The organism is candidate division KSB1 bacterium, from assembly GCA_022566355.1.
Lineage (GTDB): Bacteria > Zhuqueibacterota > JdFR-76 > JdFR-76 > DREG01 > JADFJB01.
Genome location: JADFJB010000003.1, coordinates 40,705 through 66,262, shown reverse-complemented (window position 1 = coordinate 66,262; position 25,558 = coordinate 40,705). Strand labels below are relative to the sequence as shown.

The 25,558-nt window shown below is 41.1% G+C and carries 21 protein-coding genes and 1 pseudogene; 2 read left to right on the top strand and 20 right to left on the bottom strand.

What is annotated here, in order from left to right:
- Window positions 1-495 precede the first annotated feature (495 nt).
- Window positions 496-876, top strand: coding sequence for a clan AA aspartic protease (locus tag IIC38_01290; protein ID MCH8124589.1), 381 nt, complete (start codon window positions 496-498; stop codon window positions 874-876).
- Window positions 877-903: 27 nt separating this feature from the next.
- On the opposite strand, the gene IIC38_01285 is transcribed toward IIC38_01290, so the two are convergent.
- The 13 genes from IIC38_01285 to IIC38_01225 form a co-directional block, all read right to left on the bottom strand.
- Window positions 904-1,500 carry a molybdenum cofactor guanylyltransferase gene (locus IIC38_01285; GenBank protein MCH8124588.1) on the bottom strand — a complete coding sequence of 199 codons (597 nt, stop codon included), beginning with the start codon at window positions 1,498-1,500 and terminating at the stop codon, window positions 904-906.
- A 412-nt stretch (window positions 1,501-1,912) separates the two neighbouring features.
- On the bottom strand, window positions 1,913-3,640 hold the full coding sequence (locus tag IIC38_01280) for a SulP family inorganic anion transporter (GenBank protein ID MCH8124587.1): 1,728 nt from the start codon (window positions 3,638-3,640) through the stop codon (window positions 1,913-1,915).
- 266 nt (window positions 3,641-3,906) lie between these two features.
- Window positions 3,907-4,089, bottom strand: a complete 183-nt coding sequence (locus IIC38_01275; GenBank protein ID MCH8124586.1) for a hypothetical protein — start codon at window positions 4,087-4,089, stop codon at window positions 3,907-3,909.
- A gap of 21 nt (window positions 4,090-4,110) precedes the next feature.
- A complete protein-coding gene (locus IIC38_01270) occupies window positions 4,111-6,972 on the bottom strand; it encodes a molybdopterin-dependent oxidoreductase (GenBank protein MCH8124585.1) in 2,862 nt (953 codons plus the stop codon).
- A 73-nt stretch (window positions 6,973-7,045) separates the two neighbouring features.
- Entirely contained in the window at window positions 7,046-8,716 is a 1,671-nt protein-coding gene (gene nrfD, locus IIC38_01265) for a polysulfide reductase NrfD (protein MCH8124584.1), read from the bottom strand.
- 667 nt (window positions 8,717-9,383) lie between these two features.
- Window positions 9,384-10,607 carry an MBL fold metallo-hydrolase gene (locus IIC38_01260; GenBank protein ID MCH8124583.1) on the bottom strand — a complete coding sequence of 408 codons (1,224 nt, stop codon included), beginning with the start codon at window positions 10,605-10,607 and terminating at the stop codon, window positions 9,384-9,386.
- A 272-nt stretch (window positions 10,608-10,879) separates the two neighbouring features.
- A complete protein-coding gene (locus tag IIC38_01255) occupies window positions 10,880-11,401 on the bottom strand; it encodes a DsrE/DsrF/DrsH-like family protein (GenBank protein MCH8124582.1) in 522 nt (173 codons plus the stop codon).
- A 21-nt stretch (window positions 11,402-11,422) separates the two neighbouring features.
- A complete protein-coding gene (locus IIC38_01250) occupies window positions 11,423-11,662 on the bottom strand; it encodes a sulfurtransferase TusA family protein (GenBank protein ID MCH8124581.1) in 240 nt (79 codons plus the stop codon).
- A 9-nt stretch (window positions 11,663-11,671) separates the two neighbouring features.
- Window positions 11,672-11,896 (bottom strand): sulfurtransferase TusA family protein, encoded by a 225-nt coding sequence (locus IIC38_01245; protein MCH8124580.1) that lies wholly within the window; start codon window positions 11,894-11,896, stop codon window positions 11,672-11,674.
- Window positions 11,897-12,386: 490 nt separating this feature from the next.
- Entirely contained in the window at window positions 12,387-12,818 is a 432-nt protein-coding gene (gene rpiB, locus IIC38_01240; GenBank protein ID MCH8124579.1) for a ribose 5-phosphate isomerase B, read from the bottom strand.
- A gap of 53 nt (window positions 12,819-12,871) precedes the next feature.
- The gene (locus tag IIC38_01235) at window positions 12,872-13,801 is read right to left on the bottom strand and encodes an EamA family transporter (protein MCH8124578.1); all 930 of its coding nucleotides are present in this window, start codon (window positions 13,799-13,801) and stop codon (window positions 12,872-12,874) included.
- A gap of 4 nt (window positions 13,802-13,805) precedes the next feature.
- Window positions 13,806-15,281 carry an amino acid decarboxylase gene (locus IIC38_01230; protein MCH8124577.1) on the bottom strand — a complete coding sequence of 492 codons (1,476 nt, stop codon included), beginning with the start codon at window positions 15,279-15,281 and terminating at the stop codon, window positions 13,806-13,808.
- Window positions 15,282-15,490: 209 nt separating this feature from the next.
- Complete coding sequence (locus IIC38_01225; GenBank protein ID MCH8124576.1) at window positions 15,491-16,423, bottom strand: hypothetical protein; 933 nt, start codon at window positions 16,421-16,423, stop codon at window positions 15,491-15,493.
- Window positions 16,424-16,699: 276 nt separating this feature from the next.
- Here IIC38_01225 and IIC38_01220 point away from each other — a divergent pair, with 276 nt between their 5' ends.
- The gene (locus tag IIC38_01220; GenBank protein ID MCH8124575.1) at window positions 16,700-17,806 is read left to right on the top strand and encodes a tetratricopeptide repeat protein; all 1,107 of its coding nucleotides are present in this window, start codon (window positions 16,700-16,702) and stop codon (window positions 17,804-17,806) included.
- 514 nt (window positions 17,807-18,320) lie between these two features.
- Here the strand turns inward: IIC38_01220 and IIC38_01215 are convergent.
- The 7 genes and pseudogenes from IIC38_01215 to IIC38_01185 all read right to left on the bottom strand — a co-directional run bounded on the left by IIC38_01215 (window position 18,321) and on the right by IIC38_01185 (window position 25,469).
- Window positions 18,321-18,554 carry a KH domain-containing protein gene (locus IIC38_01215; GenBank protein MCH8124574.1) on the bottom strand — a complete coding sequence of 78 codons (234 nt, stop codon included), beginning with the start codon at window positions 18,552-18,554 and terminating at the stop codon, window positions 18,321-18,323.
- 138 nt (window positions 18,555-18,692) lie between these two features.
- Window positions 18,693-19,124: a hypothetical protein gene (locus tag IIC38_01210; protein MCH8124573.1), complete on the bottom strand. Its 432-nt coding sequence runs from the start codon at window positions 19,122-19,124 to the stop codon at window positions 18,693-18,695.
- Window positions 19,125-19,243: 119 nt separating this feature from the next.
- The gene (locus tag IIC38_01205; GenBank protein ID MCH8124572.1) at window positions 19,244-20,050 is read right to left on the bottom strand and encodes a dienelactone hydrolase family protein; all 807 of its coding nucleotides are present in this window, start codon (window positions 20,048-20,050) and stop codon (window positions 19,244-19,246) included.
- A 181-nt stretch (window positions 20,051-20,231) separates the two neighbouring features.
- Window positions 20,232-22,133, bottom strand: coding sequence for a tetratricopeptide repeat protein (locus IIC38_01200; GenBank protein ID MCH8124571.1), 1,902 nt, complete (start codon window positions 22,131-22,133; stop codon window positions 20,232-20,234).
- The gene (locus IIC38_01195; protein ID MCH8124570.1) at window positions 22,054-23,157 is read right to left on the bottom strand and encodes a serine/threonine protein kinase; all 1,104 of its coding nucleotides are present in this window, start codon (window positions 23,155-23,157) and stop codon (window positions 22,054-22,056) included. Before IIC38_01195 ends, IIC38_01200 begins: the two co-directional genes overlap by 80 nt.
- Window positions 23,158-23,695: pseudogene (locus IIC38_01190) on the bottom strand (transposase).
- Between the two features lie 223 nt (window positions 23,696-23,918).
- Complete coding sequence (locus IIC38_01185) at window positions 23,919-25,469, bottom strand: radical SAM protein (protein ID MCH8124569.1); 1,551 nt, start codon at window positions 25,467-25,469, stop codon at window positions 23,919-23,921.
- Between the last annotated feature and the right edge of the window lie 89 nt (window positions 25,470-25,558).

Below are 25,558 nucleotides of genomic sequence, written 5' to 3'. Positions count from 1 at the left end.
TGGCTACATTGACTTTGATGATTAGAAATGGCGTCTTCGCAATTCAAGCCTGGATCCATCTAATATTCCGGGAACCGGCAAGTTTTATACTGACGAGCAGATAAACACAAGACAGGTTAAACTAATCATAGGTTTGCTGTTAAAACCCAATTCCTCTTATCAAGAAATTATAGCTAATAAGGTATATCAAAAAGTAGTTTGAGAAAATAACTTGGTCATTCGTTAGATTACTTAGATTATTTTATGTGGCTCAACAAAATACGTGATTGCATAACAAATTACACCACCTCATTAATATCTATAAGCATATAAGCGGTAATCCACGGATTTAAGGATTTAGCACCCTGGCGTTTTATATTGATTTTATAGGATATCTGCATATATTAACGCACTTCGTCAAACAAGGATGGTTAAACATAATTCTGAGATCAGTCAGCGTACAATTAATCAAATCGAATTGTTGTTAAAAATTTATCTTATGAGATAGGTAAAATAATGGGATCCACTCATGTTACAGTCACAATACGTAACCCTGCTGAATCTAACAAGAGTTGGGAAGGACTTTTTCTCGTGGATACCGGTGCTATAGATACTCTCGTTCCAGGGCAGCATCTTAAAAGTATAGGTCTAAAACCCAAAGGCCAAAGAATTTATGAACTCGCCGATGGCAGTAAAATCAAAATGGATATAACTACCGCTGACATTGAATTTATGGGTGATTTCGTAGGTGGAACTGTCATTTTTGGAGGAAAAGACGTTGAGCCTATTCTCGGTGTGACTGCACTTGAATCTGCGGGCATCGAAGTTGATCCGAGAAATCAACGACTTAAACGCCTTCCAGCGACGCGTCTGAAACTGATAAACAGGAAAATATAACAATTTAGTAAGTTCTAACGAATTCTATTATTTACTCCAATAAGAATTTTTTTGGATAGCTGCTAAATCTTCTTTCGTGTTAATATTAAGAAAAATTTTCTCCTCATAATCCGGCATTAATTCAGGAATGGATATTTTAGGGATATCATTATTTTGAATGAATGCATGAATTGTAAAAACTTTCTTGTGAATTGCATCCCTTAATTTACTTTCATATGTTTTTGGCCATATTGCTACCAGGGATTCTACGCCGTTTTCTGAAACTGCAATAACAGGCTTGTTTTCCCCATAATTATCATAAAGCAATCTATACACTTCTGCCGTTAGAAAAGGCATATCACAAGGAATGGTTGCGACTAAATTTGTTTGTGCTTTCACCAAAGCTGTATAAATCCCACCCATTGGTCCACAATGTGGGATGATATCGGAATAACAAGGTATGTCAATTTGGTCAAAGTAATTTTCCTTGCCATATACCAGGAATTGAGAAAACCCGATCTCTTTTGCAAGGACAATCGAATAGTCAATCATTTGTCGAGAATTTAGAACAGCCAACCCTTTATGCTCTCCAAACCTGGCACTTTTTCCCCCTGCGATGATGGCGGCAGATAAGTTTTCAAACATATATAATTAAATGTTTTATCAGAAATCCAACTTTGATTTTGAGTCAAGATTTTTTGCGATTAAATAAAATTACTTTGATTTAAAATTCGAAATCCAAAATTCTAGATTCTAAACAATATCGAAAATTCCAATGTACAAAATTAAAAACAGGGCAAAATTGATTGACTCTCCTCAATAGGTTTCTTCGTTTTGTTTGGTGTATTTGGAATTTGTTTAGAATTTCGATATTAGCATTTCGAGTTTATTAAGCTTGTTTTTCTTGTCGGTTGAGGCGAAGCTTCGCTAGTGATTACTGTGAAAACCGACTTTCTGTTGACCTCAAATGATGTTTATAATATAATATTTATTTATGGAATCAATGTATCGGTTTTCAAGATTCGAAAGAAAGCTGGTTTTTAGAGTCAACATACAATTACAAATTAGACATCGTATAATTTGTACCATAATTCGCATTGATGAATTGAAGCGCATAACTAATCGCAGCGCGTGTGGATTTAAATAAGTTCTCATCTGAATAAAAAATGTGGTCTTCGCCAATTACTTTATCCAAACCTGATTCGTGAATAATCTTTTTAACTTGCCCGCCAGCTCCTGAGATGAGCAACAATTTGCCTTGTTTTTCTAAATCCTTATAGATTTTCATAAATACCATCATAGAAGTTGCATCCAGGCTAAAGGCTCTTTTCAATCTAAGTATAATCACTTTTACCGCATTTCGTTGAGCAATCTTTTGAATATCATCATCCACAGAATCTACGCTGGCAAAAAAAACATCTCCTTCAACATGGATAATGGTAAGCTCAGGAATGGAACTTTGATTAGATTCAGTTTTTTCTTTGAACCCGAACTTATCATCGTATATCAACTCAACAAGGTTAGGCTTCTTTACCCTGCGAAGGAACAGGACCAGGGAAAACCCCACACCAATATAAATTGCAGTGACCAATGAAAAAAACAGGGCAGCAAAAAAAGTTGCAAGAATAGCTAATGAATCCACATTCGATGAGCGAAGAGCCATTTTAACGTATTTCCAATCAACCATATTGCTTGCAATCAACATAACAATACCAGCCAAAGCCGCTAATGGGATGTGTTTAATAACCGGACCAAAAAATAACACGGCAATTGCAACAAAAATACCGGCCATAATATTCGCCATTTTTGTCTCTGCACCTGCTCTGTAGCAAAGTAAACTCCTGGTAAATGAGCCCGAAACAGGTATTCCGCTAAAAAAGGATGTTGCAATTTTTGCAAGTCCCTGGCCTCTAAATTCTTTGTCAACTTGCAGCTTATCACCAGCAAAGTCTGCTACTATTTTGGCTGCAGACGTAGCTTCTGCTAATCCTATAAATGCTATCGCTATTGCGCCTTGCATCAGAGTTTGAATAGATTCCAACTCAAATAGTGGCATGCTTAAAGGTGGCAGAGACCTGGGGATATCTCCCACCACTTTGACTGTATCTCCAAGATCAAATATCACAACAATTGCCGCTGACAATAAAATAGAAATCAGGTACGACGGTAAAATGGGAATTCCTGAAGTTGTTTTTGGGCTTAGCCTATTAATAAGGAGTGTTAATAAAATAGATCCAATTCCCACCAATAAAACAGTTGGTTGAATTTGATCCAAACTGTTAAATATGTGTTTTACTCCCTCAAATACAGAGGAATTAGTATTTTTTGAAAATCCCATTAAATTGGGCATCTGGTTGACAATGATAAAAAGGCCCGCCCCGCCGATAAAACCAGCTAATACTGAGCGAGAAAGAAAATGAGTTAAGTTGCTCAACTTTAAAAGTCCGGCACCTAGTTGCAAACATCCAGAAAGGAATCCCAATAGAAAAACCATCTTCAAAAATTGGTCATCAACAGAATATAAAGCCAGGGTGCTGGCAATAACTATTGATGTGGCATTCGTTGGCCCAGTGTTCAGATGACGTGATGAACCAAAAATCGATCCGACAATTGAACCCACCATAAAAGCGTACAAACCATATTGCGGTTCAACACCAGCAATAAGTGCATAGACCATCGATTGCGGGATTGCCACAAAGGTGACGGTGAGCCCAGCGATAATATCACGGCGAAATAGTGTTTTGTTATAAGTTCGAATATGATCGGTTATTTTGGAGATTTCCATATAAGTAATAAATGACGTTTTAAGGGGAAAAAGCTTCTAAAAATGATTAAAATTGAAGAACCGCTTATAATAACGCTATCACCAGCCGCCGGCCACGAGCCAGGAACAAAAATCAAACAAGCGTTATTCCCGGTCGGCTGGATGAATTTGTAAGCTGTCTAATTCATGTTGATCATCGTAAGTATCCAGAAAGACCTGAAGTTTATCGAAAAGGCGATCAAGTTCTTTCTTGAGTTTTTTATTTTTCGTATGATTTGCCTCGGCTGCTATGTACCCCTGAATTTCCTCGATGTCCCCAATGACAGTTCGACTTTAATCCTTTTGCCGTCTACTAAAGCCAATTTTGCAAAGTCTTGATCGCAGAATGTCTCATCACGGATGATATCCCGTTCACGTAAGGTTAGCATGACAGGTAATTTTGTTCCGTATGGTATTTTCTTTCGTTTCATTATCCAGCTAACTAGAGCATATTATAAATCGATGTAAAACATCTCTTCCGATGGACGGAGCGGTCTATTCAGCCAAAGCGGCCTTCTCAATCCTCCTGGACCTGGCGCCGGACGAGTTTTTTTCAACCATTCTTTATAAATTTCAAAGGAGCGATTGGTATCGACCACCACATCGCCATATTTATCTTCCGGATGCGCTTTCTCAATTCTCACCTTTTGATGCCAGCAATGCATACCGCTGACTGGATCCGGATGAACAGGGAAAGTGAGATTTTGATGTACACCGCCATCGCTCCAAAAGATACGGGACGAATCCGGATCGTTGCTTTTATAGGGGCGGATGCCATCCAATTGCCTCATTTTCCATTTGCCATTTTTCATTTGTTTGATGGAAACCAAATTGGTTGCCCATCGATTTCCCTTAGCATCTTGTGGCCGCCGCCACCTGCCGAGATGGTGAGAACACGCCACGATGCCCGGTTTCATCCCTTCTGTTAGCCAAACCCGATCGACAAAATAACCGATGTCTGTATTTACCCGCAGCAAATCCCCTGTCTTTATTCCCAGGTCTTTTCCATCTGAAGTATGCATCCAAATTGGATTGCGATTCGAAATTTCCATAAGCCATTTGGCATTACCAGATCGGGAATGAATCAGGGTCGGTAACCGAAAAGTTGGCACCAATGGGAACTCTCCTTTGCTTCGATCCATTTGATCCGGATGAACATGACTTTTTATATAAATTGGAATTTTATATTCTGGCCAATTCCAATCGACCATCGTTTGGGAATAAAACTCTTGCTTTTTAGAAGGCGTCGGGAATCCGGCATAAGATTTTCCATCCGCAAAAACACCGACAATTTTTTCTTTCGTTTTAATCGTTCCCGTTTTTGTATCCACCTTAGTTTTCTTTAATTCTTCTTTTGTTAGCGGTTTTAGATGCTTATGATATGAAGTTTTCTCCACCTCAAAAGCGCCGTAAATTCGCATATATTCCAGTGGAGTCAACTTTTTTTCAGCCGCTTTTTCCGGCAACCCAGGTACATTATCAAAAACGAATTGATAATATTCATCAATGGTGATTTTTTCTCCCTTTCTATAAGGGGACATAAAATGTTTTTTAATCCCCAGGCTCCCATCCGGATCAATCCGCCAGGATAATTCGACCCAAAACTCGTCCTCCTCCCACACTTCTCCAGGGTTAGCCTCATAAGTAAATTGGACAGGATTACCCATTTTTCGAGCAGCCTCACGCAAAACAGGTTGACGAAAAGCAATCCACATGCCGGAATGGGTCTCGTAGCTGATCAAGTCATGCCGCTCGCTTGCATGGCCCATCGGCAGAACATAATCCGCAAAAAACGCTGTTTCATTCCAGGTGGGTGTTAAGGCAGCGTGCAGGCCAATTTTGCTTTCATCCTGTAATACTTCAATCCAGGTAAAACCATCAGGAAAAGACCATACCGGATTAAAAACCCGGGTGAAATACACATCCAGTTTACTTCTCCCCTCTTTCAAGAAATGCGGCAATAGAAAACTCATTTCGTAATGTGCGAGCGGATATTCGTTTGGAAAATGCAATTCATTCCAGAATTTTTGTGCGGGTGGCTTATCAAAGACAGTTGGTTTAAATTTGTTCCAACCGCTTGGCGACGTCCCCCCCACTGTTCCGACACTACCCGTGAGCACATTCAAAAAATGCAAACAGCGCGAAACAGCCCAGCCACCTAAATTTCCGCTACCCGCACTGCGCCAATTATGGGATGAAAATCGACTTCCGGCTTCACCTATTTTGCGTGCGACCTCAATAATGGTCTCGGCATCAATTCCGCTTTCGTTAGCGGCGAATTCCGGTGTGTATTCCTGGTAGGTTTCTTTCAGCAATCGAATAAAATTAGCAAAGTTTACTTCTACAGTTGGATGTTCTTTTTGCAGAAACTCTTGCCAGTTTACCCAATCATGTAAATATTTTTCATCGAAAAGGCTTTCATCGAGAATCACTTTTGCCATGGCCAAAAGCACGGCCGCTTCACTGCCTGGATAAGTAGGCAGCCAATAATCAGCCATACTGGCGGTATTGGAGAGCCGTGGATCCATAACCACCAATTTGCAACCGTTCATTAATCCTTCTATTATTCTTTGTGCATGAGGGTTAAAATAATGTCCGGACTCAAGATGAGCAGAGATCAGCAATATTAATTTTGCATTGGCATGATCCGGAGAAGGCCGGTCGAAACCATGCCAAATCGCATAACCAAATCGCGCACCGGCAGAACAAATATTGGTGTGGCTGTTGTGGCCATCCACACCCCAGGACTGTAGTATTCGATCCATATAACCCTCATGACCCGGTCGACCAACGTGATAAACGACTTCATTATTTCGTTTCTCCTGAAGCGCTTTTCGTATTCGTCCCGAAAAATCATCCAAAACTTCATCCCACGAAACGCGATCCCAGCCACCTTCCCCGCGCTTGCCTTTTCGTTTCATCGGATAAAGGATTCTGTCCTCATCATTAATTTGATTGATCGTTGCCGGCCCCTTAGCACAATTCCGCCCTCGGCTGGCTGGATGATAAGGATTGCCCTCAAATTTTCGGACAGTCATAGTCTCTTTGTCGACGTAGCTTAGTAAACCACAGCCGGCTTCACAATTAAAGCATGTCGTTGGTATGATCATATAATGCTTGGGGTCGCGTCGCGGCCAGCTTTTCGCTTCATATTCAACCCAATCGTCCCACTTTTCGATAGGAGGAAAATCCGTTAGCTTGCCAGCTTCGGTTAAACTTTGAAGATCGGGTCCAGTTTCTGTATGTAGATTTGGAATGAGGTGCAGTTTCTCGGCTATTTTTTCAATTAGATTTCCCGAATTCCGGTCGGACATTAAATTCTCCTATTGGTAACCAAAAAATATATGATAATAAGCATTTGGCAATTTTGGCGCTTTAGGCGCTTTCCTAACTTAATGGAACCAGTTGCGGCGCCAGCACCCAGATATGTTCTGTGAAATAGATCCCCATCAAAATCAACAAACCCACAAACGGCAATAATTCCGGGCTGCCCAACAAAACAAAGAATAATGGAACGATATTGCCCATAATGACAACACCCACTTTGAATAGCCTCTTGAACCGTCCACGTATTATCATATCTACAACGACCTTTGAATCTGCTGTCGGGTGTGGTGTAAATAACTCCACACTAATAATCAGTAAGTTTAGAATAATAAACGTGTAAAAAACATGATCCAAATAAGTATGCCAACTTTGATCAAATCCGGCTATGGGTGACAGAAAAGCAAAAATAGCAGCACCAGCTAGCATTGTGTGAACGATCATATGAAACGGTAAGATCGGACTCTGCCAAAAATCGCGGCCTTTAGCCTGGGCAAGTAAGAATGCGGTATAAACAGAAGTTATAACTGCGACGATTGCACAAAGCCATTTTACCAAAATTTCCAGATTGGTTAATCCGCTTAACTTTGTAATAATCCCGGCGGTCAACAATCCACCATAAAAAGTGATTGCATAGCCACCACGGACCAGCCAGGATCGCCACTGGGGTCTTAGCAAAACATAAGCAAATCTAAATGGCTGATCCAAGTCCTTAATTAGCAGAATATTGGTTAAAACAAGAAATAACAATCCCAGGCTCAATCCAAGCCATTGAACTGGGTCGCTAACCGAAGAAAAACCACCCACGAATGCCAGGAAAGGAACCAGGAATGCACCCGTTGAAACCGCTTTGGTCCAGATATAAGCCGGCACTTCCCAACCCCACAAGACTCCTTTACCCGGACTATCATAAACTCGCTTGGTTGTTTCTTCGACAACATCTTTGGCTTTTTGTTGGATAATTTCGCTACCTTGGCTTTCAGGAACTAGCACTTTTTCTTTGGGGTTTTTCTCACTGGATAGCCATTGTTTATCATCACCGTTACTGCCGGTTAATTGATTGAGCAATTCTTGTGGATCAGAACTTGCAATCCGATTTTCAGCATAGCTGGCAAAATGGCCGACTCCGGAGATTTGTGAGTTCCACATATAATCACTCGATTGATCTGTTGCAGCTGGATTTAAAGACGCCTCATCTCCATCGATATAGAACAATTTAGGTTGAGTTCCTTTTTCGACTTTCCTTGCCGTGACTTTCTCGTGAGCCAATAGTTGAGATATTTCCGATTGCGGATCGTCCATATCACCGGAAATGATCGCATGAGTTGGACAAACATTTACACAAGCCGGCTCTAAACCAATATCTACTCGATGGGCGCAATAGTTACATTTTGCCGCTGTATCCGTTTCAGGGTCGATGTAAAGCGCGTCGTAGGGACAGGCTTGCATGCAAGCTTTACAGCCGATACAGCGACGTTTATCAAAATCGACGATGCCGTCTTCACGAGTGAATAAGGACCCGGTAGGACAAATTTCCACACAGGGCGCATCCGCACAGTGGTTGCAGCGCATGACCGAAAACAAGCGGCGTGTGTTTGGGAATTCACCCTTCTCAATATATTTAACCCAGGTTCGATTGACACCCAGAGGAGTATCATGTTCTGCTTTACATGCTACAGTACAAGCGTGGCAACCAATACATCTACGGTTGTCGATAATGAATCCAAATTGCATTTAACGATCCAGGTTAGTTTTCATTGTTTTGACCAAGCTCTGCTTAAGTATCTTGAAAATATCTGAAATACCTTGGCCAGCACGCGATATTTGAATTTTTTTAGTGAAATATTGTCTTGCCGATCATGATATGGTTATTACAAGATAGTTTTTGATTTTAGTCAGGAGATATTTCCGTTTCTACGATATTGAATTTTACAAATTGATAAGTTAAAAATCAATGATTTTTTGACTTTGTTTGTATATTTGTGTAAATAGATAATTTTGTCGCATTTGAAACTACCCAATTGTTTCAATTGTGGTCGTCGCGTTTGGAGAGAAATTTGTAGTGGAGGATGGTTTGCCGATCATTTAATAATTGTCCCCGTAATTTTCCTAATTGTGCCTTTGCATCCTCTCAAATATCAAAGAATATCGATTTTTAATCTTTGTATCACGAAAATAACTCTTGTATGGAATTTATCCCCCAACGCCTGGTACCATCTATTTTTTTATGTAAATACTATATGTAAATACTATTAGTTTAGTAGAATCCTCGGCCATTGTTGCATATGCCTTGGTTTTAATATCCGATCATGGGGCAGGCGAGCCCGCGTGCATCCAGAACCTTGTCGAATGTCATTCTCATACTTAATCCCTTCTTATGATTCCTCAACTCATGCGGTGCTCAAGTCGACTCTGTTTCGTAGGCTTGCGCCAACGCGCAGACGTTTTTTCCTAGCTCAAGCTCACTCGCCTTAACTTCGTCGACGAGAAGCAGGCCCGCGTTTACCCGCTTGATCTCAACGTACTGCGACGGGAACTCCGGTAGGCTTCCCAAAATGTACTGTACAAACGCATCTTCGCTCTTCTGGGCCATGTGCAGGCCCTCGTTCTTCTCCTTTAGCTCGCCCAAGGAAGCCATGAAAAGCCCGGCGACGTTGGCTTCGCGTGGAGTGCTGAAGTGACCCGGTAGCACAAACGTCGTGTCGGGAAAATCGAGTAGTCTTCTTAGGGAGTGATAGTGCAGCCCCGCCCAGGTCTCCCCACGTCCACCGAGATCCGGACGGGCGATCGAGTTGATAAAGATGCTGTCACCGGTGAACAAGTACGCTTCATTCAGAAGATAGGCCACATTACCAAGTGTGTGACCTGGGATATGTAGGGTTTGGATTTTCGCCTTGCCGACCGAGAGCGCCTGACCGTCACGCAGGTACTCGAAAGGAATGCGAGCTGGTAGCATATCAAGGAGGTGGATGCCGTCGTAAGGGTGGAGGTAGTACCGTCGGTTGAGCTGTTTGGCCAGCTTTGACCCACCGCTAATATGATCGGCATGGCCGTGGGTCTCCATGATGTGTTCAATTTGGAATCCTTTCGCGCTCGCGATGTCGAGGTATGTTTCGATATGGCGCAACGGGTCGATGACCACCGCTTGGCCATCGCTTACGATGATGTAACTCAAGCAGCCACGCGCTGGCCGGCTGATCTGGTAGACGCTCAACTCGCGGCTTTCGGTGACTGGGTTGATCTCGTAGAAGTTGCCCCATGCCTGCATGCCACCCTGTAGGTTGAATGCGTCGTAACCGAGCTGACATAGGCCTTCGGCCACGTATGCCGAGGTGTTGCCCTTGGAACAAACGGCCAAGATCGGTCGGTCCTTGGGTAACTGTCCAAGCAACTCGATCTCGATATAGGCAATTATCGACTCGATGAAGTCGTCCTTGCCGCCCTTCTCATACATCTCGAAGTAAGGTACGTTCAATGTGGGCGGTGTTTTCCACCCCTCGATCTTCCAGACGGAGAACTCGTCGCGGTTGCGCACATCAAGAATAAAGAAGTTCGCACGGCGATCCAGATGTTCCTTCTGTTCCCGGACCGTCCACTCCGTCTTTTGTGCTTGTTGTTTGGTCATTTTCTCTGTCTTTCAATCAGGTTGCTCTACAACACGCATGTAACGCTTAATCGTTTCTCAACCTTCCGAGAATATCTTCTTTGCCTCCTTCTTTGCGATAAAAGCCTGGTTATCGATTTTCATCAACTTCATAAATCGCGGCAATGTTAGCGTGATTAAGAGATACGGCTGCTTGAGCTTCGCGAAAAAAGCGACCCTTCTGTGAGCATCTCCAAGAAAATCTGTATACCCTACTATTTTGTATCATATCCTAATCAAAGAAAGTGTGATACCTAAATAAATAGATTTACATCCGCATCTGCGGCGTATTCCAAAAAAGTCGCCGCACCACCAATTTCACATTTATCTATAAAATCTTCTCGTTTAAAACCGAAAACATCCATCGTCATCTGGCAACCGATCAAGCGCACGTTGTCCATCTCAATACACATTTCCCGCAGCTCTTCAATTGTGGCAACACCTTTTTTCTTAAAGGTCTGTTTCATTAAACTTGTAGCAACATTGTCGAAACCGGGAATATTGCTCATCAAAAGATTTGGGATATTCCAATCAATGTTTTGAAAACCTTTCGGGCCAAAAGGCATTTTCATGGGCATGGCAGGATTACCAATCGGGGTAACTGTTGCATCCAATTTTTTCTTTAAAAGCGGTAAACCATAAAAAGTATAAAAAATTGCCACCTCCCAATCCATCGCTCCGGCAGCGCTCGCCATAATAAATGGTGGGTACGCCCAATCTAAAGTTCCTTTACTAGAGATTAAAGCAAGGCGACGAGTGCCATTTTCTTTTGACATGGTTTTGCCTCCATTTAAAATTCAATGAGTTTTTTTGATTACAAAACGGTACAGCGACCCATCCTCACTAGACTCCAGCAGTTCATGTTTGGTCTGGTTTGCCCATGCTTGCATATCGGGCATTGCACCCGGGTCGGTGGAAATCATTTCAAATACATCACCTACTTCTAACTCTTTAATTTTTTTGCTTGTTTTTATAACCGGCTCTGAACATAGTAATCCACTACAATCCAAGGTTTCTTTGATTTCATATTCAGCCATGAAAATCTCCTATATCTTTTTTTGAATTAAAAAACAAGTATGGTCTGGGCGATTTGTTGTTTCTAGTACGGTATGGCCGGTTAATTTACTCCATGCTTTCATATCATACAAAGCTGCAGGATCATTTGATATCATTTCAATGATTTCTCCAGCATTTAATTGTCGAACAGCACAACTTAAGCGGATAATTGGAAGTGGGTCGTATAACCATCGACAATCTAATTTTTTGCTCACCACATATGCCATAGGATAATAATTTAAAGATTTAAAATTTTAGGATCAAGATAATTCTTTTCCCGTGCATAAAATCAATTAGCAAACCAACAAATTCATAATTATTACATGGATGATTTACTTAACTTAAATCACAGCGCAACTCAAGGCTGCAAACAAAAAATATATTTTACTAATCTAAATGTTCATTTTTAGACAGGATAATCAGGATAAAAATCCAGTATATCTTGTTAATCCTGTCAAAAAAGAAACATCTGTTAAAAAGTTTGTTCAAAAAACAAAGTTTTACACTGTATAGCATAAGTGAATGAAAATAGAGAGAACTTGTATTATTTCACCACGAAGGAAACGAAGTTCACTAAGGGATAAAGGGTTCTTTGATTGATTTCATTTTTATACAATTTGAAATTGTTGTCAAAATACAATCCTGGATAACGGACAATATTAAAACGCTTGCTATTCGATCTAGATTCTCCATCGTCAAACCTAATTAATTATTATCAATTTGTTTAATTCTTCTTTCATGCCTTCCCCCAACGAATTCGGTAGTCAGCCAAATATCAACAATACTTTTTGCAGTTTCAAGGTTGATTAACCGCGCGCCCAGTGACAAGATATTAGCATCGTTATGCTCTCGGGCCAGCCTCGCCGACTTCGAATTCCAGCATAGGGTACACCGAACCCCTTTCAGTCGATTCGCAACGATGGCTTCCCCATTGCCGGAGCCACCCAGAATAATTCCTCGTTCGAACTCGCCTTTAACAACCGCTTCGGCAACAGGCCGTATGAAAAGTGGATAATCGACAGATTCAGAGGAATTCGTGCCAAAATCTTTGACCTCATGTCCTTTTTCGATTAAATAAGTTTTAATTTGTTCTTTAAGTTCATACCCAGCGTGATCCGCAGCCATTGCAATTTTCATTGGATTTACTTACCTACTATTTTAACATTTTATTTCTTTGTGGCCTGTGCCTTTTATTCTGAAGGTTTAGCTGCAATGATTTCATTTTCAACCTTCCTGCCCAGAAACTGATTAAACACGCCATTTACAACCATAATGCCCAACACAATAATCGCACAACCAACATAAACATACCAGCCCAATTTTTCATCCAGAAAAACAACTCCGAGAATTACACCGATCACCGGAATCAAGTAAGTAACCATGGATAGATTCGTGGCAGAAGTCATTTCCAGAATATGATAGAATGTTGCAAATGCGATGGCAGAACCAAAAATGGCCAAGGCCAATACCGAATTGATTGCATTCCAGGAAGGAAAATTCATTTCAAATGGTCGATCGATAATAAGTGAAAATGGAAGTAAACAGATCGTAGCCAAAATTAATTGAGCGGTTGGCGCTACTAAAGGCGGTAAACCCCGAAGTTTCTTGCGGGCATAAACTGTGGATATTCCATAACATAAAGCTGCGGCTATGAAGGCGAAAACTCCGAGAGTATCCAGTGTTAATCCTTTCGATAAAAATGGGAAAAACAAAATGACAACTCCCAGGAATCCAAAGATAATTCCGATAATTTTTACAAGATTCAACCGATCATCACTTATAAAAAAATGAGCAATAATGATAGTAAAAATTGGCGTTGTTCCATTTAACACGGCGGCCAGGGCACTGTCAACATGGATTTCTCCCCAGCCAAACAGGACGAAAGGAAGTGCATTGGCAAATACAGCCATAAATGCAAAAGACCGCCAGGTTGCTGGATTAAGCGTCAGTTTTTTACCGCTCGCGCGTAGTATGATATATAAAATTAGCGAGGCGATTCCTACTCGAGCAGTCATTAAGGTAAACGGCGGGATTTCAAGAACAGCTACTTTAATGAACAGAAATGAAGGCCCCCACAAAACAGCCAGGAAAAATATCCACAATAAAACGCGAAGTCCCATTTGCTTAACTTGTATACATGAAGCTATCAATCAACTTTTGCGCTTCAGTTTGGATAAGTTTCCAAGCTCTTTCAACATGTTCTTTCTCGGTTCTCAAATTCGAAATTGCAAAACGAATAATATAAGTTTCTCCAAGTTTTGTATGGGATAAGAAGATTTGATGCGTTGCATTGATCGCCTGTAATAGTTTTTCATTTAGCTGATTGAGTTTATTTTCATCATCCGTTCCTTCAGGATGAAATCGAAAACAGACCGTACTAAATGGCGCCGGCGCCATGACTTCAAACGAGGGGTGATCCTCCACCCATTGGATGAATTCTTTGGCTAATTCCAGGTGGTAACGAATCCGGCTAGCCAATCCTTCCTGACCAAAGTAACGAAGTACAAACCATAGTTTTAACGATCGAAATCGTCGGCCAAGTTGAAATCCGTAATCCATAAAGTTGTCCGTTACTTCGTCATGTTCGGTTTTCAGGTATTCCGGCACTAAGCTGAATGCCTGGCGTAATAACGCAGGTTTTCTCGTATAAAATGCACTTAAGTCGATTGGTACAAACATCCATTTATGCGGATTCATCACAATCGAATCGGCTCGTTCCCAACCATAAAACAGATCCCGTTTTTCCGGCAGGATTGCAGCGGAACCGCCATATGCCGCATCGACATGCAGCCACAAATTTTCACGCTCACAAATATCGGCTATTTCAGAAGTCGGATCTACACTCGTGGTTGATGTCGTCCCAATAGTTGCCACGACACAAAACGGCCGCCACCCTTTGCTGCGATCAGCCTGGATTGCTTCCTGCAATAATGCTGGCTTCATCCTGAAAGCTTCATCAACAGGGATCTTGCAAATTGAATCCATGCCAAAACCCAATGTGATGGCAGCTTTATCCACCGAAGAATGAGCATGTTCGGAAAGATAAATTCTCAGTCGCGGTACATCCGTTCTGCCACACATTCCTTTTTCCCTGAGTTTCAGATCAGTCAACTGTTCCCGAGCAGCCGCGATTGCATGAAGATTACTGGTCGATGCCGTGTCGTAAATGATGCCCCAATATTCTTCCGGAAGACCCAATAATTGGCGCAGCCAATCCATTGTCACTTTTTCCAATTCGGTCGATGATGGACAGGATTGCCATACCATGCCATTGATATTGAAAGCCGAGCCAATTAATTCTCCTAACACTCCGGGAGCCGAGCCACTGGAAGAAAAGTAAGCGAAGAAATTAGGATGATTCCAATGAGTCATGCCGGGCATAATCACTTTATCAATATCCGATAAAATCTTATCCATCGATTCGGACGATACCGGCGGTCTATGGGGTAATTTATTAACAATATCACCAGGTTGAATATTCGGAAGGACTGCGTGTTTATCGATTTCAGCAAAAAAATCTGCAATCCAATCGATTAACTGGTAGCCATATTTACGAAAGTCCTCGGCTGGCATATCGCCATGATTATTAGAAGAATTCATCATTTCCTAATTATAACGTGAGTTCGACATAAGTGAATTCATGGTTCGACTCTGCTCACCATGGCTTAAATTCAGCAGCCTGAGCCCTTCATGCTCAGGATAAACTCGTCGAAGACTGGTAATTTTGCATATTTTCATTACCATTAAATATATCGAACTCACGTCAATCATATTATATTTTTTTCAGTGTTGTTCGTTTTGTTTCTTTTTCACTCTAAACCTAATTGAATTCTAAATGTCGAATCGGCCACAGCATTCTTAGACCAATAATCTGTAAAGATCGAATGGGTGCGTAGCGCTCGTGTTGTTAAAGATTTTGCATTCCTGCCAAATCCACTCGGTTGTGTCTCTTCCCAGGCTACGATCGTATGGGGAAAATCCTTTTCGAAGGTGATTGAGAGCCTGCGTTTCAATTCACTGTATTCGATGGTATAAACCTGCAGTGGATGATCGGAAAGAGAATTATCCGTCAAATCTGTTAAATTTGCTGACGCCTTTTCCACTTTACTTTTTGTATGACGAAACCGGGAAAATAACAACCCGGGAATTATTTCGATATCTCCTTTTGGTAAAGATTCAGGCGATATTCGGATACGGGTCCAAACTTCATCTTCCAAAAGAACAGATTTTATCTTAAAGTTCTGATCGGCTTCGTTTTGGAAATAGGAGTGAAGTTGGACTTCATAATTACGGCCTCTAAGATTCATTTGCGTAAAAGTTTGGCCGCACCATTCCTGGTTAGAACTCGTGACTTTTAATGTTTTTGGATCGTTATGCAAATCAACTGGTGTGAATACCGAAACCATGGTTGAATATGGATAAATTCCGGTATAAAATTTCCGGGTTGCGTTCAACTTGAGAACAGAAGTATAATTCTTACTATCACCAAATTCCTTTTTTACCTGTTCGTATTTCAGGAAATCTTCGGTCACGAAAATCAATACCGCATCTCCCGTATGGATTTCTCCATAGCGCGCCTGGTCGAGTTTGTAGCGCGTAAGCTCAGCTTTACCTTGGTACCAATAGGATTTAAACTGCTCACTTGGAGTTGAATTTGTTTTCTCGTCCGCTATTGCAAAGCTGCATGCAGAGACAATCAACACAAAAAACAAATAGACCTGGTTTTTTATTTTACTATTCATAATACCTCACTTTTTAAAATATCAAAATTTACCAACAGTTCATTTCTATAATTTATTAAACAAGAAAAATCAAATCAGAATTGCAAATATAAAATGATAAGATAAATAACTTTTGGGTAACTTTTGGAAGTTATTTGCGTAATTGCTTTGTTCATAGCTGTAAATACGATCCAGAAAAATTATATATTCACACTAAGCCTTTAGAATATTAGTCACCACAAATATGTTTATTCCTTGCAATAATTCACTGTATTACTAACCAAGACGGAGGTTTCAATGAAACAATCACGATTTACCACTTTTGTCATGGTTCTGGCAGCTTTAGTCATGGTCGCGGCGCCATTAATTGCGCAGAACTTGACTACACCGAGGGCCAGTTCTTATGCATCAGTTTCTCAAAGAATCGGTATCACTGATGTGACGATTACTTACCATCGACCGGGTGTTAAAGGGAGAGCGATTTGGGGTGCATTGGTTCCAAATGGTATGGCCAAAGGTCAAAATTTCAATAATGGCATCGATTTCCCCTGGCGTGCGGGAGCGAATGAAAATACCACGATTACTTTTACTCATGATGTTTCTATTGAAGGGCAAAACCTAGCAGCAGGTAACTATGGATTACATATGCTGCCATCGGAAAATGAAATGACAATCATATTTAGCAAAGATAACATGGCCTGGGGTAGCTTTTTCTATGACCCACATGCAGACGCTTTAAGAGTAACCGTTTCACCTATGAACGTTGATCATCTGGAATGGCTGCAGTATGGCTTCGAGGATATTTCTAATACATCTGCTACTGCATATCTCCAATGGGAAAAGAAAAAGATTCCATTCAAGATTGAAGTGGACACACCAAAGATCGTTCTGAATAATATGCGAAGTGAGTTAAAATCATTGGCCGGATTCCGCTGGCAAGCATATCTGCAAGCCGCAAATTATTGCCTGCAAAATAATATGGCTACCGACGAAGCATTAAGTTGGGCAGATAATTCTATCAATAGAGACAAAAACATCAATAATTTATCTGTTAAGGCCAGGTTGCTGGTTCAAGCAAATAAAACAGCAGAATCCAATACAGCCATCGCCGCTGCTGTGAAATTTGCCAAGAATACCGGTGTTGAAAGTGACCTCAACACAGCCGGTTATTTATATTTCCAAACAGACCAGGTAGACAAAGCTATAGAAATCTTCAAGCTTAATGTTAAGAAACATTCCGATTCATGGAATGCTTATGATAGTCTTGGCGAAGCCTATGCCAAAAAAGGCAAAACCAAGGATGCCGTCAAGAACTACAAAACCGCACTGGATAAAGCGCCGGAAAATCAGAAACAACGCATTCAAGGAGTTTTAGATAACTTGCAGAAAATGACTTCCTCCTAGGGAATTTTAGGTATTGGGTGTAAGGTATAAGCTTATTTACAATACTTATACCTTACACTCATAATTTACTTAATTTCCAAATACCAAAAGACAGATTCCAAACAAATCTCAATTAGGTCGAACTTTGGTTTGAAAATTTAATTTTTTGAATTTGAGGTTTAGTCCTACAATCCCTCCAACTCCAGTTTACAAAACTCATGCGTTTCGTAATCATGCACCCAAAAGTGTGTGCCATCCCTGTTTAATCTTTTTATAAAAACCGGTTGGTTCATAAATAAAATTATCCAATCGAATCTATTTCGTAACTGTTGCTAATGCATTATTGTAATTATCCCAGGGGCTGAAATGATAGGTGGTATTGAGAGAAAACGATAACCGTTTGTGAGAGAACCAGCCCGGATTTTCCTCTTGGGCAAAGGATAGTGAAACCAGTATTTGGAAATTCAGAATTAAGAATATTAATTTTTTTATTACAGTTACTCGCAAAATGAATCCCCAAATATTTTAACTAACTTTACTCAATGATTTCCAGCATAACTCTTTTTTTTGTACTTGCCCCAGCAGCCGCATTGATAAGAGTACGCATAGCATGAGCAGTTCGGCCTTTTTTACCGAGGACTTTTCCCATATCACTCTTAGCTACATGCAATTCATAAATTATGGAACGTTCGCTTTCTAATTCATTAATCCGAATTTCATCCGGATGATCAACCAAATGCTTAACCAGGAATTCCACAAATTCTCTCATGGTGTTAACCTTTTCCATATTGCGTTTATAGTTATCCGCTCTGTTTTGCGGTGGATCTCTTAAGTTACTTTTTTATCAATCGAAAGTTCACAATAATCTCAGATCGAAATTTGAATCCAAATCTTTCAGCAATAAAAATTACTTCCACAGAAAACTGATCAATCTGCTTTCATACAATAGATAAATGGCATCTCCATGCTTCGGTAGTAATCCAAGGTTAAACTGTGCTTGAATAACATAAACCCAGTACTCTTCCTCCGGTTGTCCGGTTCTATTCATCAACCTGCTAATATCATAAGATTGGTAATTCAAGATTTGCCTGGGTAAAGGCCCAGCAATTCGAACGTGTTCTGCCTTGTGAGGAAATCTAGATTCCAACCAAAGTCCCACTTTTTCATATTTGCCAAATCCAGGATTAACCTCATCAATTGGAACTTCGAATTCCACCAGGGCATGAACTCCCTTCGAGCAAGAATCGGCAGCGATCCAACCATTATTAAATAGAACGATTGGCATATAGGGAATAAAGGGACTGCGATCGAAATGAAACATCTTCGTCGTACCGCACATTGATACGCAAAGCATAATAAGGAAAACCCCCACTACAACTAAACGGTTATTTCCGATTCAATTACCTTAAAGATTTACAGTTCAACTACTCCAAACTACAATCTTCGCGTTTCACTTTCTTACTTTTCTTCAGAGCTTTTCAAAAGTGCTTTCCAGCGTTTCCAACCTTCAGCCACTGCTTTCTTATTGGCTTCCGATGCATCATCGGCTTCACCTGCACGCATGAATCCGTGCCTGGCTTGGTCATAAATAACTGGCTCATAGGTTTTTTTGACTTCCTTCATTAATTCAGAAGTTTTGGGAATGGTTGATGTTACCCTGGCATCGTTACCGCCATAGAAACCATAAACAGGACATTGGATTTTAGCAAGGTCTTCTTTATTCTTGGGAGCGCTGCCGTAGAAAACATAGGCTGCAGATAAGTCTTTACGATTGGTAGCGAAGCGAAAAGTTTGGGAACCTCCCCAACAAAATCCGGATACTGCCAAAGTACCATTGGCGGCAGGCAGTTTTTTGACATAGTCTGCAGTTGCATTTAAATCAGCAGTGACCTGCTCAGGAGTCAGGCTATATATTGCATCCCTTGCGGCATTTCTGTCGGGAAAATCACTTGTCTTTCCTCCATCCGGTCCCATACCGGAAAGTAAGTCGGGGGCAATCGCAATATAACCGGCTTCAGCAAGCCGATCGGCAACACTGCATACCCAATCGTTTAATCCCCTGTTTTCATGGATGACAATAACAGCCGGCGCTTTGTCTTTAATTTCCGGGTATACTAAAAACGCATGGACAATCCGTTCTCCCTGTTTGATTTTTACCCATTCCTGGTGCCTTGGAGATTTCTCTAATCGCTTGCCAGGGGAATCCTGGGCTGATATTGAAATAGGGATAAAAATCAAGCCAATTAAAAGGGATAGTTTTTTCATAATGACCTCTGGTTATTTCTAAAAAGAAATTTTCTTTTTTTATCTGTATGGAATATTACCAGTACAAGGACATCATTTTAAGATTCTTTTTCTAATATACATACTCAAAAAAGAATTCCCAATGATTTCTTTTATTTTGTTGGTTGAAATTATTATATAGGTTTTTGTTAGTAGTAATTGATTACTTCGAGTTTTCCTTCAATCTCGCCAGCCTCGCCTTCGCATCGATCAAATCCGGCAAATCTTCGTCGGCGTTTTTCCAGATTTCGAGGAATTTTTCGTAGTTTTCGATGGCACGCTTAGGTTCACCTTGTTTCTCATAGATCTTGCCGAGAAGATGGAAGCCCCTCGGATAAACGGCGCCACGTGAGCTAGGTAAATTATTGTTAGGCGTAAAGGTTATATAAATTCCTTGCATATTGGCGATGGTTTCAATCGCTTTCTTGTAATCGCCTAAGCTAAAATAACAACCTGCAAGTTCGTATAAATAAAATACTTTGTCCCAAAAGTTAAACGAGCCTCTAATTTCTATCCACTTTTCAAACTCGGCAGCAGCCTTGCCAAATTCCTGGCGAGATTTGTATTTATACCCATTAATCAGGTGCGACCTAAAAGGATGCATTTCCTCACCAGCTAAAGCGATTGCAGCCGAATAACTAGAATCGGCAGCATCAAATTCGCCCAAAAGCAAATAAGTTCGCAAAAGAGACATAAAGAACCAGGAGATTTGTTGGCCTCCGATCCTTTTTGCCTTCTCAATTTCCGTTTTAGCAGCGTTTCCATCGCCCCTTCCGACTGCAAGCCACCATGCCTTTTCCGCGTAATCAAATCTTAGCCTGGCATCTGGATCTGACATCGAGTCCAACCCGATAATCTTGTCAAACACTGCTTCAATTTCTTTATATTTTCCCTGATAAGCATATAAGTCGGCCAGGTATCGAGAACCCATTCTTCGCTCCGATATGGAATTGGCATCTAATAGAAACACAGTGATCTGAGCTTTTGCAGTCTCATAACTCTCCTTAAAGACTGGGATATTCGCCTTAGTGATAACTAGCCCTGGGCTTCGGGGGAATAGTTCTAAGGCTCTATTCAATACTTCTTCTGCCTTGCTAAATTGACCAGCAAAGCAGTAAGTCTCTCCTAATCTGCGATACGATGCCTCGCCCGGATGCAAATCAACAAACTGCAGTGCATATTCGATTGCCTTATCGTGTCTTTTTAGAGCGTGATTCAGATAAATTAGATGTCCCAGGCCATCCCCATAGCCAGGATCTGCATCGACCGATTTCTCAAAATATTGTAGTGCGGAAATTGGATCCAAAGTATGGTGCAACATATATTCGGCAATTTGAAGGAGTGCTTCCTTCTCCTGAGGATATATTTTCAAAACTTCCTGATACAGTGTGTATGACTTTTCCCGTCTATTATTAAACCATGCATCTTGTGCCCTGATCAAAAAATGCTCTTTTTCAGGCACTTTGTCGATGTATTTTATGGCCATCCGCATAGCTTCCTTGTCCCCTCCCATACCACCATACTGTTTAGCAAAAGCCAACCGGAAATGAGCAAGAGCAAATGTCGAGTCCAGGGTGACGGCTCTTTTGAACTCTTCAGCAGCTTCTCTATATTTGAATTGACTCAAGAGCGTTTCGCCAAGATTATAATATCGATATGCCTCCAAATTTGAAGTCGTTAATTCTGTAACAGCTTGGCTTTCAGCCTGAATTTCGCTAGATTTCTCCTTAAAACCTTGCCGTATTCTTTTTGCCAGTTTGTCAATCAAATCAGGGATACTCTCGTGCCCTTCACCGTTTTCAGATGCGGTCAGAAAATATCTGTTCTTGTTAGTATCAAGTAGCTTAAAGTCAAGTGTATAAACCCGGCCAAATTTTCTGATAGAGGCAATTGCCAGGAAGTTAATGTTTGCCTTCCTACAAATCTCCCGCCCAAGTTCCACGTCGATTTGTTCGATGTTCGGCTTGCCCATTTGCTTGAGAATGTCAAATAGTCTTGATCGAGTGAGAACAGACAATCGCCGCGATTGCTCTAATGATGTAATGAGCAGACCGGATAAATCCATCTAGTTCCTTCTCACCAGTCTCATTTATGACGTCCACAACTGCAATGGGGATACGTTCTGGACTGCTTGCTTCTCTAGCAAGAAACAAATAACCAGCAATTGCCGTGAAAATGACAGCAAGACTAACTCCAATCCAGATAAATGCTCGCTTTTTAAAACTCGCCGTTTCTAACTTCTTGTAAGCTGCAGGAGCAACGTTCTCGGGATTAGCAACTTTTCTTATCCGCCGCAAGTCCACAATAAGTTCATTAACCGATTGGTAGCGATTCCCCGGAGTTTTCTCCAGACACTTGTTAACAATCCGCTCCAATTCCATCGGCACACCGGTCCGCAAACCCGTAATCGGCTCGGCGTCTTCGTTCATGATCGAATACATCACAGCCTGTTCATAATCTCCTGCAAACGGCTGCTTGCCAGTAAGCATTTCATACAAAACTACTCCTAATGCCCAAATATCGGTGCGATGGTCCACTTCCGTACCTTGTGCCTGCTCAGGCGACATGTAGGCAACCGTTCCTATGGTCGTCCCTTCTTTGGTAAGCACTGTCCGACCGGCTAGCTTCGCCAGTCCGAAGTCGACGATCTTGACTTGCTTTTCTTCCGTGATGAGAATATTTGCGGGCTTGATATCTCGATGGGTGATTTCTTTGGAATGTGCCTTGGCCAAACCCTGGGAAATTTGAATCGCAATATCGATTGCATCTTCCAGGTTCAAAGGCCCGCGCTCGATCTTTTTCTTGAGGGTTTCCCCTTCGTAGTAGTCCATACAAATGAACATCTGCCCATCATCCGTCTCTCCGATTTCATGGATGGTGCAGATGTTGTTGTGCTGTAGAGCAGATGCCGCCTTGGCTTCGTGTATAAAACGTTTCTTTTCATCCCCATCTGCGCTGATGTGTGGCGGCAGAAATTTAAGGGCGACGAAGCGGTCGAGTTTTAGGTCCTGGGCTTTGTAAACCACACCCATGCCGCCACTGCCGAGCTTTTCGAGGATTTTGTAATGAGATATTGTTTTACCTATCATTTAAGCTTTCCCAGGGTTTTCTTCATCCAAATTCCAGTTTAGTGGATTATTGAAGATATATTTCCGGATGTGCTGTAAAGATCTTTTTGTACGGATTATATGATCATAATAATTTCGTTGCCAAACTTGGTAACCAGGAGTGTCACGTAATTCATTAATTTGTTTTGTTGTTGCAGATTTAAATGAACCTATAATTGCACCCAATGACCGAGATTGAGGTCCTGCTGGTCTCATCGAATTTTGTAATTTTAGTAGGGGCGACGCATGCGTCGCCTACTATTATTAAAATTCCATGTAAATGATTTGGCATGATACTATACACATCTAACAGAACAAAATCAAAATGCTTGGGAATTGTTTTCCAGCAATCCTCCATAATTTGCCCAAATTCGCTCAGAAGCATTTGTCCATCAGTAATAGTCCCGAAGATACATTTTTTGTCATAGGTACAAATTGTTATATAATAAGCCCCTGCTTGCCCGTAATCATATTCTTGCAATCTAATAGATTTACGATGATGTACAATCGGTTGGCTCATTTACAATAACCCTATCTTATCCACCAGAAATTCGATAATGTGATATTTTTTTACCAACCATGTACCCAGCCCTCTCCAATGGGTTACTCGCACCCCTAATTTCCTTTTCTGCAAATTCAATCAGTTATATTTAGTATTCATATTGATTGAAATTTAGTTGGCCATTTACATAATTCTTAGACCAATAACTTGCACAGGGAATTACTAACGACTTATAATTCCACTAAGCCCTTTTTCTAACAGCCAATTCTTCTTCTGATTTCAGATAGGCATGGGGATCATGAAACAAAGCGCCTTCCGGCAGCCATTCAAATAATGGGCCTAATGATACTTTTACCTGATCCATGTAAAATTTTGGCAGAACGGTAGTCTCTTGTTCGAAATAGCTGCGAAACTGCCGGTCTTCGTCCAGCAATTGGCGTACTTTCGAGTAGTATTTTATTCTGCCAAATCCTTCAGACGACACTGCCCTGACAAAGTTCATCCATTTTGGAATATAGCCGCGTGCAGCTTTGAACCGTTTATAAATCCGAGGCCAGGAAAATGCATGCCTGGTAACATCAATCACGTAATCGTAGAATTCAGGCCATTCATAGTTTTTCGGTTTTACATTCATTGCATGATTATTGTTGAGAAAAATGAATGGGAAGGGTAGGACCCGGTTTTCTCTCTGGTAGTCGAGGTTGAGAGGCGCTGCTTTTCCAAAAGCCGAAAGCAGGGAATACGCTGGGAAAGCGCCCGGTGACCTATCTAAAAATTGTTTGGTAAGTTCAAACGGATCCGGTCCCTCGTCAACGTCAAGTCCGAGCACAAAATTGGCCTGAATATAGGGAGCATACCTTAATAGCATATTAACATGATCCGAGATTTTATTGAGTTTATCCAATCCCATCAATTTACCGGTTTTCGATTTGTTTCCCATATCATACCAGGATTCAATGCCAGGCAAAAGTGCTTTAAATCCATTTTTTTGTAACCTTTGCATATGGGGTTCAGACAAAAGCGACAAACTGCTTTCCGCTATAAAATCAATACTGTCGGGGGGTATGGCTTCTTCAATCGCACCCATATAATCATCGAACCGAATCCCAAAGTTTGGATCATGCCATCCAACGATCGGCCGTTTAAACTTAGTTAACAGAAACCGCAAATCTTCCTTGATCACATCAAAATCTAAGGTTTGATAAGGTACTATCGAATCGATACAAAAGCTGCAAGTATAAGGACAACCCAAACTTCCAATCATCGGAACAATCTTGATAAATGGGGCTTTATCGAGCGTCTGCTCTATATATTTCCAGCGCTCTTTTACGCCGGGCAGTGTTTGTGGTTGTTGCGAAGCCTCTAGATAAACACCCATTGGCCGATTTTGTGAGCAATCTTGTAAAACTTCATTGACGATTGACTTATCTGTAAATCCCAGAACATAGTCGAAGTATTTTTGTGCGTCCTGTGGATAACAACGGGCATGGGGACCACCCAGTACGGTAATTGCTCCCTTTGAGCGAAATAGATTACTCAAAGAATAGGCTAATTGTGCAGCTTGCGTAAAAGCGCCAATAAAAACGATATCAACTTTATCCGGTAACTCTTCGGTCAAATTCTCAAAACCGGTATAACACACGAGCTTCACGTCATGGCCACTATCTTCACACCACTTGGCAAGCACCTGGGGCATAATGCTGGCAAAATTGGGGTTCATAACGCGCCCCCACAATGCTTTTGTAGGTCCCTTGGTAACGAGATCGATAATACCAATACGAAGTTTCTTCATAGAAATCCCTTCCTAACAGTTTCTATAGAAAATATTGTAAACTAGTAAATTGTAATTCATAACATGAAAATGTTAATCTTGATTTTGAA

Excerpts from the sequence above, each read along its gene's own strand:
- IIC38_01275 (MCH8124586.1), bottom strand. The coding sequence starts at position 4,089 with ATGAAACGAAAGAAAATACCATACGGAACAAAATTACCTGTCATGCTA.
- IIC38_01225 (MCH8124576.1), bottom strand. The coding sequence starts at position 16,423 with ATGAATAGTAAAATAAAAAACCAGGTCTATTTGTTTTTTGTGTTGATT.
- IIC38_01290 (MCH8124589.1), top strand. The coding sequence starts at position 496 with ATGGGATCCACTCATGTTACAGTCACAATACGTAACCCTGCTGAATCT.
- IIC38_01280 (MCH8124587.1), bottom strand. The coding sequence starts at position 3,640 with ATGGAAATCTCCAAAATAACCGATCATATTCGAACTTATAACAAAACA.
- IIC38_01255 (MCH8124582.1), bottom strand. The coding sequence starts at position 11,401 with ATGTCAAAAGAAAATGGCACTCGTCGCCTTGCTTTAATCTCTAGTAAA.
- IIC38_01285 (MCH8124588.1), bottom strand. The coding sequence starts at position 1,500 with ATGTTTGAAAACTTATCTGCCGCCATCATCGCAGGGGGAAAAAGTGCC.
- IIC38_01260 (MCH8124583.1), bottom strand. The coding sequence starts at position 10,607 with ATGACCAAACAACAAGCACAAAAGACGGAGTGGACGGTCCGGGAACAG.
- IIC38_01235 (MCH8124578.1), bottom strand. The coding sequence starts at position 13,801 with ATGGGACTTCGCGTTTTATTGTGGATATTTTTCCTGGCTGTTTTGTGG.
- IIC38_01220 (MCH8124575.1), top strand. The coding sequence starts at position 16,700 with ATGAAACAATCACGATTTACCACTTTTGTCATGGTTCTGGCAGCTTTA.
- IIC38_01195 (MCH8124570.1), bottom strand. The coding sequence starts at position 23,157 with ATGATAGGTAAAACAATATCTCATTACAAAATCCTCGAAAAGCTCGGC.
- IIC38_01230 (MCH8124577.1), bottom strand. The coding sequence starts at position 15,281 with ATGAATTCTTCTAATAATCATGGCGATATGCCAGCCGAGGACTTTCGT.
- rpiB (MCH8124579.1), bottom strand. The coding sequence starts at position 12,818 with ATGAAAATTGCAATGGCTGCGGATCACGCTGGGTATGAACTTAAAGAA.
- nrfD (MCH8124584.1), bottom strand. The coding sequence starts at position 8,716 with ATGCAATTTGGATTCATTATCGACAACCGTAGATGTATTGGTTGCCAC.
- IIC38_01215 (MCH8124574.1), bottom strand. The coding sequence starts at position 18,554 with ATGAGAGAATTTGTGGAATTCCTGGTTAAGCATTTGGTTGATCATCCG.
- IIC38_01185 (MCH8124569.1), bottom strand. The coding sequence starts at position 25,469 with ATGAAGAAACTTCGTATTGGTATTATCGATCTCGTTACCAAGGGACCT.
- IIC38_01205 (MCH8124572.1), bottom strand. The coding sequence starts at position 20,050 with ATGAAAAAACTATCCCTTTTAATTGGCTTGATTTTTATCCCTATTTCA.
- IIC38_01250 (MCH8124581.1), bottom strand. The coding sequence starts at position 11,662 with ATGGCTGAATATGAAATCAAAGAAACCTTGGATTGTAGTGGATTACTA.
- IIC38_01200 (MCH8124571.1), bottom strand. The coding sequence starts at position 22,133 with ATGGATTTATCCGGTCTGCTCATTACATCATTAGAGCAATCGCGGCGA.
- IIC38_01270 (MCH8124585.1), bottom strand. The coding sequence starts at position 6,972 with ATGTCCGACCGGAATTCGGGAAATCTAATTGAAAAAATAGCCGAGAAA.
- IIC38_01210 (MCH8124573.1), bottom strand. The coding sequence starts at position 19,124 with ATGTGCGGTACGACGAAGATGTTTCATTTCGATCGCAGTCCCTTTATT.